Source organism: Streptomyces sp. NPDC033131 (assembly GCF_055578365.1).
On the sequence record NZ_JBVIPA010000006.1, the window covers coordinates 215,481 to 227,804 of the forward strand.

14 protein-coding genes and 1 pseudogene are annotated in these 12,324 nt (G+C 68.8%); 7 read left to right on the top strand and 8 right to left on the bottom strand.

Annotated elements, in window-relative coordinates; all coding sequences use genetic code 11:
• The first annotated feature begins 22 nt into the window (after positions 1-22).
• Complete coding sequence (locus ACZ5XS_RS11340) at positions 23-1,000, top strand: helix-turn-helix transcriptional regulator (protein WP_468650026.1); 978 nt, start codon at positions 23-25, stop codon at positions 998-1,000.
• Here ACZ5XS_RS11340 and ACZ5XS_RS11345 read toward each other — a convergent pair.
• The gene (locus ACZ5XS_RS11345; protein ID WP_468650192.1) at positions 963-2,006 is read right to left on the bottom strand and encodes a helix-turn-helix transcriptional regulator; all 1,044 of its coding nucleotides are present in this window, start codon (positions 2,004-2,006) and stop codon (positions 963-965) included. The two genes, ACZ5XS_RS11340 and ACZ5XS_RS11345, sit on opposite strands and share 38 nt — an antisense overlap.
• Before the next feature lie 347 nt (positions 2,007-2,353).
• Between ACZ5XS_RS11345 and ACZ5XS_RS11350 the strand changes: the two genes are divergently transcribed.
• The 3 genes from ACZ5XS_RS11350 to ACZ5XS_RS11360 are packed head-to-tail and all read left to right on the top strand — an operon-like array spanning position 2,354 to position 5,671.
• Entirely contained in the window at positions 2,354-3,898 is a 1,545-nt protein-coding gene (locus ACZ5XS_RS11350) for a circularly permuted type 2 ATP-grasp protein (RefSeq protein WP_468650028.1), read from the top strand.
• Entirely contained in the window at positions 3,895-4,827 is a 933-nt protein-coding gene (locus ACZ5XS_RS11355) for an alpha-E domain-containing protein (RefSeq protein ID WP_468650030.1), read from the top strand. The genes ACZ5XS_RS11350 and ACZ5XS_RS11355 overlap by 4 nt, the downstream gene beginning before the upstream one ends.
• A 1-nt stretch (position 4,828) precedes the next feature.
• Positions 4,829-5,671 (top strand): transglutaminase family protein, encoded by an 843-nt coding sequence (locus ACZ5XS_RS11360; protein WP_468650031.1) that lies wholly within the window; start codon positions 4,829-4,831, stop codon positions 5,669-5,671.
• Between the two features lie 32 nt (positions 5,672-5,703).
• Here the strand turns inward: ACZ5XS_RS11360 and ACZ5XS_RS11365 are convergent, their stop codons facing one another.
• The 3 genes and pseudogenes from ACZ5XS_RS11365 to ACZ5XS_RS11375 all read right to left on the bottom strand — a co-directional run.
• On the bottom strand, positions 5,704-6,141 hold the full coding sequence (locus ACZ5XS_RS11365; RefSeq protein ID WP_468650032.1) for a helix-turn-helix domain-containing protein: 438 nt from the start codon (positions 6,139-6,141) through the stop codon (positions 5,704-5,706).
• Between the two features lie 45 nt (positions 6,142-6,186).
• Positions 6,187-6,912: a hypothetical protein gene (locus ACZ5XS_RS11370; protein WP_468650034.1), complete on the bottom strand. Its 726-nt coding sequence runs from the start codon at positions 6,910-6,912 to the stop codon at positions 6,187-6,189.
• Between the two features lie 240 nt (positions 6,913-7,152).
• Positions 7,153-7,445: pseudogene (locus ACZ5XS_RS11375) on the bottom strand (transposase); the annotation flags it as partial.
• A gap of 166 nt (positions 7,446-7,611) precedes the next feature.
• On the opposite strand from ACZ5XS_RS11375, the gene ACZ5XS_RS11380 reads away from it, so the two are divergent.
• A complete protein-coding gene (locus ACZ5XS_RS11380; protein ID WP_468650036.1) occupies positions 7,612-7,944 on the top strand; it encodes a type II toxin-antitoxin system PemK/MazF family toxin in 333 nt (110 codons plus the stop codon).
• 39 nt (positions 7,945-7,983) lie between these two features.
• On the opposite strand, the gene ACZ5XS_RS11385 is transcribed toward ACZ5XS_RS11380, so the two are convergent.
• The 4 genes from ACZ5XS_RS11385 to ACZ5XS_RS11400 form a co-directional block, all read right to left on the bottom strand.
• The gene (locus ACZ5XS_RS11385; protein ID WP_468650038.1) at positions 7,984-8,754 is read right to left on the bottom strand and encodes a transposase; all 771 of its coding nucleotides are present in this window, start codon (positions 8,752-8,754) and stop codon (positions 7,984-7,986) included.
• Positions 8,755-8,783: 29 nt separating this feature from the next.
• The gene (locus ACZ5XS_RS11390; protein WP_468650040.1) at positions 8,784-9,272 is read right to left on the bottom strand and encodes a hypothetical protein; all 489 of its coding nucleotides are present in this window, start codon (positions 9,270-9,272) and stop codon (positions 8,784-8,786) included.
• A 515-nt stretch (positions 9,273-9,787) separates the two neighbouring features.
• Positions 9,788-10,414 carry a Uma2 family endonuclease gene (locus ACZ5XS_RS11395; RefSeq protein ID WP_468650042.1) on the bottom strand — a complete coding sequence of 209 codons (627 nt, stop codon included), beginning with the start codon at positions 10,412-10,414 and terminating at the stop codon, positions 9,788-9,790.
• 136 nt (positions 10,415-10,550) lie between these two features.
• Positions 10,551-11,009: an ATP-binding protein gene (locus tag ACZ5XS_RS11400; protein ID WP_468650043.1), complete on the bottom strand. Its 459-nt coding sequence runs from the start codon at positions 11,007-11,009 to the stop codon at positions 10,551-10,553.
• Positions 11,010-11,229: 220 nt separating this feature from the next.
• Here ACZ5XS_RS11400 and ACZ5XS_RS11405 point away from each other — a divergent pair, with 220 nt between their 5' ends.
• Both ACZ5XS_RS11405 and ACZ5XS_RS11410 read left to right on the top strand, forming a co-directional pair.
• Positions 11,230-12,111 carry a helix-turn-helix domain-containing protein gene (locus ACZ5XS_RS11405; protein ID WP_468650045.1) on the top strand — a complete coding sequence of 294 codons (882 nt, stop codon included), beginning with the start codon at positions 11,230-11,232 and terminating at the stop codon, positions 12,109-12,111.
• Between the two features lie 10 nt (positions 12,112-12,121).
• Positions 12,122-12,304 carry a DUF397 domain-containing protein gene (locus ACZ5XS_RS11410; protein WP_468650047.1) on the top strand — a complete coding sequence of 61 codons (183 nt, stop codon included), beginning with the start codon at positions 12,122-12,124 and terminating at the stop codon, positions 12,302-12,304.
• Positions 12,305-12,324 lie beyond the last annotated feature (20 nt).

Below are 12,324 nucleotides of genomic sequence, written 5' to 3' on the forward strand. Positions count from 1 at the left end.
CGCCGGAAGAAGAGGGTCACGCGTGACGACATCGGCGCACGGGCACGGTCCGGAGGAACTGTGCCCCGCGGGAACGACGCTGTACGAACGCGCCCTGCGCGAGGGGCACGTCAACTCCTCCGACGCCGAAACCGCTCCCTGCCTGCTCGACTTCGGGCTGCTGCACCCCGACGTCGGCAACCTGGAGCGGCTGGAGCCCGTCGCCCCTGCCGTCGCCCTGCACCGGATGCTGCGGACCTCGGCGGACCGCATCGCCGACGAACGGCAGCGCGAGCAACGCCTGTCCGAGACGTTCCAGCGGCTCATGCGGATCGACGGGCAGCGCACGGCGACGGCGGACCTGCCGGGCATCAGCGTCCTCAGCGGGCTCGACCGCATCAACGAGGCCATTACCACGGCCATGGCGGACGCCTCCCGCGAACTGCTCGCCATTCAGCCCTACGACGGCCGCAATCCCGCCGACCGCCTGGCCCAGAGCCTGGTCCGCGACCAGGCACTGCTCCACCGCGGCGGCCGGCTGCGCACCCTCTACCAGCACACCCAGCGCCACTCACCCGCCGTGATCGCCCGCTACGAGCGGCTGAACGGTGACGCCGAGGCACGCACCCTCGACCAGGTCACCGAGCGCCTTGTCGTGATCGACCACGCCGTCGCCTTCATCCCGGCCAGCAAGGACCGCGCTCTCGCCCTGGAGGTCCGCCACCCCGCGCTCGTCGACTTCTTCGCCACCACCTTCGACCGCCTCTGGCACCTGGCCACGCCGATGTACCCGCAGGCGGTCCAGCCACCCACCCTGAACGGCATCACGCCCCGCCAGCGCGCCATAGCCACCCTCCTCGTGGAGGGCCACACCGACGCCGTCATCGCCGACCGCCTCGGCCTGAACATCCGCACCGCCCGCGAGCACATCGCCAAACTCGCCTCCACCCTCGGCAGCGAGAGCAGGGCGCAGCTCGGTTACCTCATCGGACGGGCCGGGATCCTTGATCAGGAAGGCTGAGCGGCCCCGGCACCACGTCGGCGGGACGGGCGGCGCCGTCCAGACCCACCTGTGCGATACGGACGCCCAGTTGCGTACGGCTGGCCGCGCCCAGCGTCTCCGACAGCCGCGCGATGTGCGCCCGGCACGTACGGACGCTTATCCCCAGCCGCTCCGCGATCACCGCGTCCTGATGCCCCTCCGCGAGCAGCGCCGCGATGGACTGCTCCCGGTGCGAGATGCCCTCGATGCCGGTGTCGGGCAGGGGGGCGGTCAGCGGGATCGCGAGGCGCCAGAGGCGTTCGAAGACCGTGCCCAGGTACTCCACGAGCGCGGGGTGGCGTAGTTCGAGGGCCAGCGTGCGGTCCGCGTTCGCCGGGATGAACGCCACCGTGCGGTCGAAGAGGATCAGGCGGTCGATGACCTCGTCGAGGGTGCGCGCCTGGACCGCGCCGCCCATCAGCTCCAGGTAGTTGAGCAGGCCCTGCCCGTGCCGGGCCACGTGCGTGTACAGATCGCGCATGCGAACGCCCCGGCCGCGCAGTGCCAGCGCCCGGTGCAGACCCTCCGTCAGTTCGTGCTCGGGACGGATGCCGCCGGGCTGGACGGTCAGGACCTCCGTCGTGCAGGCCTCCGTCGCCTCGTCCATCGCCGCCTGGATGCGGGAGAGACCGTCGAGGACGCGGATCGCGCCGCCCTCGGCGGATGCCGACTGCGGTTGTGGGCCGAGGCCCGCATACCACTCGAAGGCCGCCACCGCCGAACCCACCCGCCGCTGGCTCGCGCTGACCTCGTCGTACAGGCCGCGCAGCAGCCGCGTCATGACCTCCTGGGGTGCCGTCGGCACCAGCCAGTCCATGTCGTCGGGGTCCGGGTGCAGCAGGGCCAGCTCCAGCAGACAGGGCACCGGCCCGGCGTCCTCACGCGGCACGCGGCCCCGCCGCACGGCCCGGGAGTACACGCGGTCCCCGGCGTCGCACAGTCGGTCGGCACCGTGTGGATGCTCCTCCGCCCCGTGCCCGGCCATCGCCCGTCCCACCCCCGGTTCCAGCGCCTTTTGCAGCGCAACTATGCGCGGACCGGACCGGCTGCGCAACACGGCTCCTCCCTTCGGGACAGGGAGAAAACACCGGTTTGCCCCACTGACTCCACGCCTCCGCCGCTCGGGTTGCAACAAGCTGACGGGGGTGTCCCGTACCCGCCGGGCGCACGGCGGAACCCGTACCGCCGGCCTCGGGGGCGACCGGGCGGAAGCTGCCCCGCTCGGCGTGCCACACCCGCCCCCGACGCCACGCCGCTCCCGCCCGCACCCGCGAGAGCTGCCGGAAATCACGCAGAGATCAGCGCGTTACCAACCACACTTAACGTCAGGTCATGGCGGACATATTTGACGCATACGCGTTGGCCGACGCGTGGGACGAGATGTTCGAGCGGCCGGGTGAGGTCAGGACCGCCTATGAGCCGGTGCTGGCGGCGCTGCAGCCGATCGAGCCGAGTGAACTGCGTTTCCGGGCCGACCAGATGGCCAGGGCGTTCACGGACCGGGGCGTGACCTACGCCTTCGCGGGCGAGGAGCGGCCCTGGCCGCTGGACCTCGTGCCCAGGATCCTGGACGCCCTGGAGTGGGATCTCATACAACGCGGGGTGAGTCAGAGAGTCAGGGCCCTGGAGGCCTACCTCGGCGACGCCTACGGGCCGGCCCGTGCCTTCGAGGACGGTGTCGTGCCCTGGCGGCTGCTCCTCAGCTCCCCCCACTTCCACCGCGCGGCCCATGGCGTCGAACCGCCCGGCGGTGTCCGCATCCACGTCGCCGGCATCGACCTCGTACGGGACGAGGCGGGCGACTTCCGGGTTCTGGAGGACAACGTCCGGGTTCCCAGCGGGGTCTCGTACGTCATCGAGAACCGGCGCGCCATGACCCGGGTCTTCCCCTCCCTCTTCGCCGAGCAGCACGTCGTGCCCGTCGACGGGTACGCCCAGCGCCTGCTCGCCGCCCTGCGGGCCGCCGCACCCGACGGCACCCCGGATCCGCGGGTGGTCGTCCTGACCCCCGGGCCGAGCAACGCCGCCTACTTCGAACACGCCCTGCTCGCCCGCCTGATGGGCGTCCAGCTGGTCGAGGGGCACGACCTCGTCTGCCGCGGCAACCGGGTGGGGATGCGGACGACCCGCGGCGAGGTACCCGTCCATGTCGTATACCGGCGCCTGGACGACGACTTTCTCGATCCGCTCCACTTCCGCCCCGACTCGGTGATCGGCTGCCCCGGCATCATGGGCGCCGCCCTCGCGGGCAACGTCACCCTCGCCAACGCCGTGGGCAACGGCATCGCGGACGACAAGCTGCTCTACACGTACGTCCCGGACCTGATCCGCTACTACCTCTCCGAAGAACCGATTCTCCCGAACGTGGAGTCCTTCCGGCCGGACGAACCCGGCCAGCTGGACGCCGTCCTCGACCAGATCGACCAGCTGGTCATCAAGCCGGTCGACGGCGCCGGCGGCCAGGGCATCGTCATCGGCCCGAAGGCCGACCGCGAGACCCTCGAACGCACCCGCGCGGCCGTCATCGCCGACCCCCGCGGCTTCATCGCCCAGCGGCCCGTCGCCCTGTCCACCTCCCCCACGCTCGCCGGGGAACGCATGGCGCCACGCCACATAGATCTGCGGCCCTTCGCCGTCAACGACGGCAACGACGTCTGGGTCCTGCCCGGCGGCCTCACCCGGGTCGCCCTCCAGGAGGGCAACCTCATCGTCAACTCCAGCCAGGGCGGCGGCTCCAAGGACACCTGGGTACTGGCCGAGGGACCGGCGGAACAGCCCGCCGCGACCCTCCCCGGCTCGCCGCCCGACGTGGCTCCCCGCCAGCTCGGACCCGACGGCACCCCCGCCGTCGCACAGGAAGGGGCGCAGCAGCAGTGAACGACGTGATCCTGTCCCGGATAGCCGAGTCCCTCACCTGGACCGGACGGTACGTCGAGCGCGCGGACGCCACCGGCCGCATCCTCGACGCCTACCTGCACCGCATGCTGGAGGACCCCTGGCGCGACGAGGACGTGGCCTGCCGGTCGCTGTACGCGATCCTCGGCGTCGACGCGGGCGACCAGCGCGTCGACATGCAGCGGGTCCTGGACCAGCTGGCCTTCGACGCCCGGTCCACCTGCTCCATCGAGGGCGCGCTGGGCGCGGCCCGGCTCAACGCGAGGAGCGCCCGCGAGGCGGTCTCCTCGGAGATGTGGGAGTGCCTCAACTCCACCTGGCACGCGCTCGCCGACATGCGGCTCGCGGCCCGCCGTACCGGCCCCTACGGCTATCTGGAGCTGGTACGGCGCCGGGCCGCCCTCTTCTTCGGCCTGGCCGACTCCACCATGAGCCGCGACGACAGCTGGCGTTTCGTCGTCCTCGGCAGGAGCCTGGAACGGGTGGACATGACCGTACGGCTGCTGTCGGTGCGCGTGCTGGACGCCGCCCATGCCCCCGACTGGCCCACCCTGCTCAGCGCGAGCGGCGCCGACGAGGCGTACGCGCGCGTGCACAGCGGCTTCGGCGACACCCCGCGCGTGGCCGAGTTCCTGCTCCTGGACCGCGACTTCCCGCGCTCCGCCCTGCACGCCCTGACCACCGCCGAGGAGTGCCTGACGGCCCTCGGCCGCCCCCGCCAGGATCCGGCGCGCCGCCCCATCGGCCGGATGCGCACCCGCCTGGAGTACCTCGACTCGCAGGCCATGGAAGACCAACTCCCCGCTCTACTACGGGATTTGCAGCAGTCCTGCATGGCATCCGCCGAGGGAGTGGCCGAGCGGTTCTTCCCCTACCAGGGCCCCGTCGAGTGGGCCCAGGAAGGAGCCTGAGATGGCTCGTCGCCTCCGCATCCGGCACGTCACCCGGGTCTCCTACGCCCAGGCCGCGGTCTCCTCGCACAACGAGGTCCGCATGACCCCGCTGACACTGCCCCACCAGACCACCCTGGACGCCCGGGTCACCGTCAGCCCGACCGCCACCACCTGGTCGTACTGGGACTACTGGGGCACCCAGGTCACCGGCTTCGACCTCATGGACCCGCACGCCGACCTCACCATCACCGCCTCCAGCCTGGTCGAGACCCACGCCCCGGACCCTCTCCCCCAGCCCCCGGCCTGGCCGGAAGTAGCCGCCCACACCGCCCGCTCCCGCCTGCTGGAGTTCGCGGGCGACACCCCCCGTACGACACTCCCCGCCGAGCTGGTGGAGCAGGCACGGGACGCGGCGGCCGGCCTGGACCCGCACGACACCGCCGCCACCGTCTCGTCCCTGGTCGCCGACCGGGTCGCCTACCTCCCCGGCTCCACCGGAGTGACCACCTCCGCCGCCGAGGCCTGGGAACAGGGCGCGGGCGTCTGCCAGGACATCGCCCACGTCACCCTGGCCCTGCTGCGAGGCCTGGGCCTGCCCACCCGCTACGTCTCCGGCTACCTCCACCCCGACCAGGAAGCGGAACTGCACCTGCCGGTCGCCGGCCAGAGCCACGCCTGGGTCGAGTACTGGGCGGGCGACTGGTGCGGCTACGACCCCACCAACCGCAAGAGGGCCGACGAGTCCCACGTGGTGGTGGGCCGGGGCCGCGACTACGACGACGTCACGCCGCACAAGGGCGTGTACCGGGGGGTGGCGGGCGGGTTGCCGGAGGTGACGGTGGAGTTCACGCGGGTGGCGTGAGACGGGGGGCGTCAGGCGGCGTTCTCCTGAATTCACGGCCGTCGCCCGATGCGCCTAAGGGCTCGCAGAGAATTAACTTGTGGGTTCTGCGACTTGACTCCGCAGGTCAGCGCGTCACTCGCCTGCATGTTGTTCTTCTGCGAGCCCTCACCTCGATCGTTCATGATTCCTCGTCGGTGTGCTGACGAGGACTCATGAACGATCGAGGTGAGGTTATTGATGATTCGATCGGCCGCGGACTTCGAAATCCCGAAGAGCGGGGCGAGCTGCCGCAGCGTCAGGTTCGTACGCCAGTGGGCCGTGACCAGCAGCACCCGGTCGTCCAGGTCGAGGCTCCAGGGCCGGCCGCGCCGAGGCGTGTCCACCCCCTCCCGCCGCAGTGCAGTCACCAGCTTGCCGAAGCATCGTGCGCTCAGCCCGCTGAATGGAACTATCCAGGACGGCACCGAAGCCGTGATCACACCTGTCACATGAAGATCATCTCGCGTGGTGGGACCACTCCCGCGTTCGTCGCCCTACTCGGACTGCAATTCGCGAACCCGGGCACGGAACATGCGCCAGCGCCTCTCGTTTTCATGCACAAGCGTCGCCGACTCTGTCATCAGATCGGCCGCCCGGTCGAACAGCTCAGAAGCCGAATAGAGGTATGCGGGGGCCTTTCGCTCGCCTCGCAGGTCGGCCCGAAGCGCCGCCGGAGAGAAGTCGACCCGGGCCAGCAGGTCAAGGCCGCGGCGCAACAGCCGCGCGACCAGAACCTGCAGACCCGCCGACTGCCAGTCATTGGCGATGATCCGGTGCCGCTCCCCCAGCAGGTCGGCAAGCGCCGGATACGCGGCCAGGCTTTCCGCGATCTCCCACGCCTGCTCCATCGCCTGGGCCAGCCACGCGCCGCCCTGCTCGGTGTCATCGGCAAGCAGGTGGACCTCATTCCTCAGCCTCCGGAGTTCGGCAGGCTCCTCCTCCCCTTCCATGAAGAGGATCCCCGACTCCGCCACGAGCCCTGGAGCATTCAGATCCTCCGAGCCCGCGAACGCAATCGCCGACGACTGCTCACCGGCTTCGACGTCGCTCCACCGGTCGGCCAGCGACTTCAGAGCCCGAGACCGAGCCTGGAGCTCTCCCGCCTGCCGCAGTGGTGCCTGGGAGTAGTACTTCTCATGCTCCCGATGGAACCGCGCCAGGTTTTCGATCACCTGCAACAGGGAGTCCGGAGGGGTGTGCTGCTCCTCATCGTCAGGCATGCCAGCAGCATGCAGCACGTCTCACGCGCACGGCACCGGGGCACGCCAGTCAGGGCAAACAGCAACTCGTTCGGCCGGAGCAGGCATTGACATACCTCGCCCCCACTCATCCTGGTCGGCCGGAGGGACCAGCCGAGCCGGTGGACGGCGTCGTGGACGGGTTGGACGACGAGCGTGATGAACAGTCGTTGGATCTCGTTGCAGGTGAGCGGTATGAGGGCGTCGAGTGCGGGGTGGTGGGCCGACCGTGCCGGTGCCCTTCTTCACGTCGCCGGTCTCGTCGACCACCAGAACCGCCTGGTCGTCGTGCAGGTGCTCCACCACGTAGCCGCGTACGTCGTCGCGGACCTGGTCGGCGCCCCACTCGGCCCGCCCGAGCAGGTGTTGCATGCCGTCCGGGGGGTGGCCTCCCCGGCCCACTCGGCGATGGTCCAGCAGTTCTTACGCGGCAGGTCCGACAGCAACCCGAGCACCAACCGTCCGGCCCTGCGCCGGGGTTCGACTCGCGTGAACCGGCCTGCGATCCGGCTCATCAGGCCCTCGAACGCCTCCTGCCAGCGGGCAGGGTCTACGCTGTGACCTGCGGCCACCGCATGATCGTTTGTCTTCACACACCGATGATCAACGGTGGCCGCACCCGTCTCCACAGCGCGTCAGGGTCGTGCAGCGTTCGTCTGCCGTCCTGTGTCAGGAGGACATGTGCAGCGTGGCGAAGTCTGGTGGGTCGAGTTCGACGAGCGGCGGCTGGTCGTGCTGCTGTCGGCAGACGACGCGTCCGGGATCCGGGCGATGCAGGTCGTCGCGCCGGCGGGCGTCGACATCAGCGGTCTGGGCGTCGAAGTGCAAGTAGGCGCCATGGAAGGACTGCCCTTTGAAGGTGTACTGCGGTTCGCATTCCCGCGTCCAGGCTTCACCCCCTGCACGTGGCTGACCACCATGTCCCGGGACGACCTGATCGAGCGGGCAGCCGTCCTGTCCTCCGCGAAGCTCAGCGAGATCGAGGATGCCCTCCGCCTAAGACTTGTCCCGTAAATGATTCTTGACGTGCTGGATGACCTGGCCTTTTCTAGGTCACCCGGCGAGGGTCAGGTTGTGCAGGCGGGCGATGCCGAGCATGGCGTGGTGGACGCCGTTGCCTTTGAGGCGGCAGTCGCGGAGGATCTTCCAGGTCTTCATGCGGGCGAAGGCGTGCTCGACGCGGGCGCGGACTTTGCGGTGGGAGGTGTTGTGTTCCTCCTTCCAGGCCGGGAGTTCACTCTGGCCTGGCTCGCGTCGGTGCGGAATGACCAGGCCGGTGCCGCGGTAGCCGCCGTCCGCGATCACTGTGGTGCTGCCGACGGCGTCCTTGGCGCCGGACAGCTCCCACGCCTTGCAGTCGTTGCGGTTGCCGGGCAGCGGCCGGCCGACGGCGACGACGAGCCGAGTGTCGGCGTCGATGACAACCTGGTGGTTGGTGGAGTACCGGTGGTTTTTCGACTGCTCGGCCACCGTGTGGTCGCGCGTGGGCACCAGGGTGCCGTCGACGATCAGCACCGTGTCCTTCCGGAACCGCCTGCGCTGCTGCAGTGACAATGCTGGCCCGAGGTGGTTGACGATGCGGTCCGCTGCGGACTTCGACACCCCGAACAGCGGGGCCAGTTGGCGCAGGGTCAGGTTGGTTCGCCAGTACGTGGCAACCAACAGCACCCGGTCCTCCAGCGGCAGACTCCAGGGCCGGCCCTTGCGGACCGGGTCCGCGCCCTCGCGCCGCAGCGTGGTGAGCAGCGCGCCGAACTGACGCGAACTCAACCCGGTGAAAGGGGCTATCCAGAACGGCTCCGACGCCGTGATCACACCAGCCACGACAGGATCATTCCACCGGCCGCATCAACTCACCGAGGCGTCACGGAATCACCGACCGCCCGCCGATGGCCAGGCCACATGTCGTCATACGCCGCGTCGAAGAACTGCGCCTGCGGCCCGCGCAGCGCGGACCCGTCGGGTATCCCGTCCCTGGCTGCCTCCGTAAGACGGGCCGCATAACGATAGGCAGCGCCTCGCAATGACTCGCTTCTGGCTGCCAAGTCGATCTCCGCATGCGCCAGCCACAGATCATCGACGAGCTGGTCGAGCTCGGCATCAGCCGCGGTACTGCCACTGCCCGAGCAGGCGAGCGCCGCCTTCTCCACCTGCGACGCAAGGCTCAGGAACTTCAGGGCCGCGTTCTTGAGCTCTGCCCGGTGCGCGGCTGACTCCTGTACTTCAAGCTGCCGAGTGCTCGCACGCGAGACGAGGTACTGGCCAAACAGCGATCCGCCCGCGCCGAGCGCAACACCTGCCAGAGACAACAACGCCGGCCCCAAGGTTCCCCAAGATCCCATAACTGAAGTCTCTCAACACCGGGTTCGTCGCTGGGCGAGGACCCCAGCCACCCGCGGACCGCTCATGCCACGGCGATTGCGGGACAACTCTTAGGCGGACAGGCGAAGGAGTGGACCCCGGCAACAACCGCGAAGCTCAGCGAGATAAAGAACGGCCATGTAACCGGGAGCAAAATTGAGGCCTTGGGGCAACCTGAGTACATCCCTCGTTGCCACGGGACGGGGAGTTGACTCCGCTACTCTGATTGCCGCATTGCGGATTACCGACAGCGAAAAAGCCTCCCTCCCTGAGGGTGTAGGCATCTATTCCGGTCCCGGCTGGGCCAGACTCACCGTTGACGAGCGGCACTCGAAAACCGCCGACGAACAGGCCGCAGAACTCATCAGGCACCACAGTTCAGGAATCCGGGGAAGACGAAGAAGACCCACTTGCCTGGCTCGGCTGAACTACGCCGGCGCGACACAAGACACCGTCGGCCGCCGCCAGCAGGATCTCGCCCTCACCGCGGTGCGTGTCAGCCCCGCTTCGGGCCTGTGATTGTCTCCCCGATCACGAAGCCCTTGGCCGGGCCTTCGGGGACGGTGATGTCGGTGCCGTAGGGGACGCGGTGGATGTCCTCCCAGTCGGCCTTGTCGGGGCGGGGGCCGGTGAAGAGGGTGACGGCGCCCTGGCCGTCGTAGTCGTCGATGAGGATGTACACGGGGATGCCGGCCCGGGCGTATTCGCGGCGCTTGCGGATGCGGTCGCGGTCCTGGTTGCGCTTGCCGGGAGAGACGACTTCGACGACCACCTCGACCGCAGAGGCCTTGATACCGAGGCCATCCTCCGCCTCGGCCAGCTCCGCGTCCCGAGGAGCTACCAACCCGTCCGGAATCCAAGCCTTCAGCGCATGGATCACATTCGTGTCGTTCCAGGCACCGTACTCACTGTCGTGCAGAAAGATACCCAGGGCGTCCCGCAGACGGTTGAGAATCTGGGCGTGCGAAAAGCGTCCGGTGGGCGACACCTCGATGGCTCCCTCAATGATCTCGGCGCGGTAGCCCTCGGGGAGTTCGCTGGCCTTCCATAGCTGCCACAGGACCTCGTCCAGCTCGGGGCCGTTCTCGGCCGGGGAGAAAGACTCGGTCCTGATCTCGGTCATGGTCTCCGACCTTTCGTGCGCAACAGCAGTCACGGTGGCGTCACCTCCTCAAGTGTGGGCTGGGCGTGCTTGGGGCACAAGCAACGCCATCACGGTAGGTACGGCTATACGGCTGACCAGGGACAATCCCCCCAGTTCACCCGTTCGAGCGAGGGCGGAACGAGCCCCCGCCCCCACCCAGCTCGAACCACACTCCCTTGGCGAAGCGCCCCGCCCTCTCAGCGGCGACACCCCACGTGTCCGCCATCTCCGCGACGAGCGCGAGCCCTCTCCCCCAGCAGGCGACGGCCCCCGCGGCGGGGTACGTGACGACGGGCGGGTCGGGGCTCTCGTCGAAGACGCTCACATGGAAGCGGGCCGGGGTGAGGCGGACGCGGAGCATGGCGGTGCCCTTGGTGTGCAGGTGGACGTTGGTGACGAGTTCCGACGTGCACAGGGCGGCGGGCATGACAAGGAGTTCACGGTCGTGGGTGAAGAGGACGGCACGTACGAAGTCACGGCAGACGCGGGGTGCGGTGGCGTCGGCGGGGGCGAACAGGCTGTATTCGTGCGTGAGTTGGGCGGGCCGGTGGGCAGGGTGGCGGGCTGGGTCCATGGAGGCTCCTGGATACATGAGGGCTTGCCCTGCGATGGCGGTGCCCGGGTGCGGGTGCTCTTTCGGCTTATGGGCAGGGGCGGTTGCGCGGTTTCAGTACGTAACTGATTCCACACTCAAGGTAGCGATTAAGGGTTCTCGCGAGCAACCTGATCGCCAGAATCGGTGGACTAACTACCGGCGACGGGGCAGACTTTGGGCCGATCACCAAGGAGAACCCGTGGGACTGCGCACCACCATCAGCGAACGGCAGCGGCGACTCGGCTTCGAACTCAAACAACTGCGCGAACAGGTGGGGTTGACCACCAGTGAAGCCGCCGATCGGATCGGCATGACGCGCGGGCAACTGGGGCACATCGAGGCCGGCCGGACGTCGATCCTCACCGAGCGACTACTCGACCTCTGCCGTGTTTATGGTTGCTCAGAGGAGCCCTACATCGAGACCTTGGTCTGCCTCTCCGAGTCCAGCGGCCAAGGCTGGTGGCGCGCCTACCGGAAGCACATGGGACCGGACTCCCTGAACCTGGCCGAACTCGAATCAGAGGCTGCGGCCATCCGGACGCACGAGCCACTGTTCATCCCGGGCCTCTTCCAGACGGCCGACTACACGCGGGCCATCTTCACCAGCGAGGACCTGGGCTTTGCGAACATCGAGGAGGGGCTGAGGTTCCGTATGGAACGGCAGCACATCCTGACGCGCGAGAACCCCCCGTCCGTGCACGCCGTCATCCACGAGTCCGCGCTGCACATGCGGTTCGGCGGCACGGAGGTCGTACGGAAGCAGTTGCTGCATCTCATCGAGCTGGCGCGCCTGCCGAACGTGACCATCCAGGTCTATCCGTTCACCTCCCAGGCGCACGCGGCTCTCACCGGCAACTTCGCCCATATCGTCCCCGCCAACCCGAAGTTGGGCACCGTCGTGGTCGAACAGCTGCTGGGCTCGCACTACTTGGTGCAGCAGCACCATCTCCGGGAGTACAACTCACTGTTCGACCGGATCGCGAAGAACGCCCTCGCCCCTGTCGACGTATCGTTGGCCCCTGAAACACACTCGGTGAAGGACTCACTCGCCCTCATCCAGCATGTGCTGTACACCCTCTGAGGAGGCAGGGATGCCCGAACTGCACTGGCAGAAGTCGTCGTACAGCGGCGGCCCGGAAGGCAACTGCCTCTACGTCGCCACCGCCCCCGACAAAACGATCCGCCTCCGCGAGAGCGACACCCCGGACGTCGTCCTGAGCACCGCCCCCGCCGGCCTCGCCGCCCTGATCCGGTACGTCGCCGACAGCGACTGACAGGCCCGGCCGCGGAGAGG

Excerpts from the sequence above, each read along its gene's own strand:
- ACZ5XS_RS11345 (WP_468650192.1), bottom strand. The coding sequence starts at position 2,006 with ATGGCCGGGCACGGGGCGGAGGAGCATCCACACGGTGCCGACCGACTG.
- ACZ5XS_RS11350 (WP_468650028.1), top strand. The coding sequence starts at position 2,354 with ATGGCGGACATATTTGACGCATACGCGTTGGCCGACGCGTGGGACGAG.
- ACZ5XS_RS11360 (WP_468650031.1), top strand. The coding sequence starts at position 4,829 with ATGGCTCGTCGCCTCCGCATCCGGCACGTCACCCGGGTCTCCTACGCC.
- ACZ5XS_RS11370 (WP_468650034.1), bottom strand. The coding sequence starts at position 6,912 with ATGCCTGACGATGAGGAGCAGCACACCCCTCCGGACTCCCTGTTGCAG.
- ACZ5XS_RS11390 (WP_468650040.1), bottom strand. The coding sequence starts at position 9,272 with ATGGGATCTTGGGGAACCTTGGGGCCGGCGTTGTTGTCTCTGGCAGGT.
- ACZ5XS_RS11395 (WP_468650042.1), bottom strand. The coding sequence starts at position 10,414 with ATGACCGAGATCAGGACCGAGTCTTTCTCCCCGGCCGAGAACGGCCCC.
- ACZ5XS_RS11400 (WP_468650043.1), bottom strand. The coding sequence starts at position 11,009 with ATGGACCCAGCCCGCCACCCTGCCCACCGGCCCGCCCAACTCACGCAC.
- ACZ5XS_RS11410 (WP_468650047.1), top strand. The coding sequence starts at position 12,122 with ATGCCCGAACTGCACTGGCAGAAGTCGTCGTACAGCGGCGGCCCGGAA.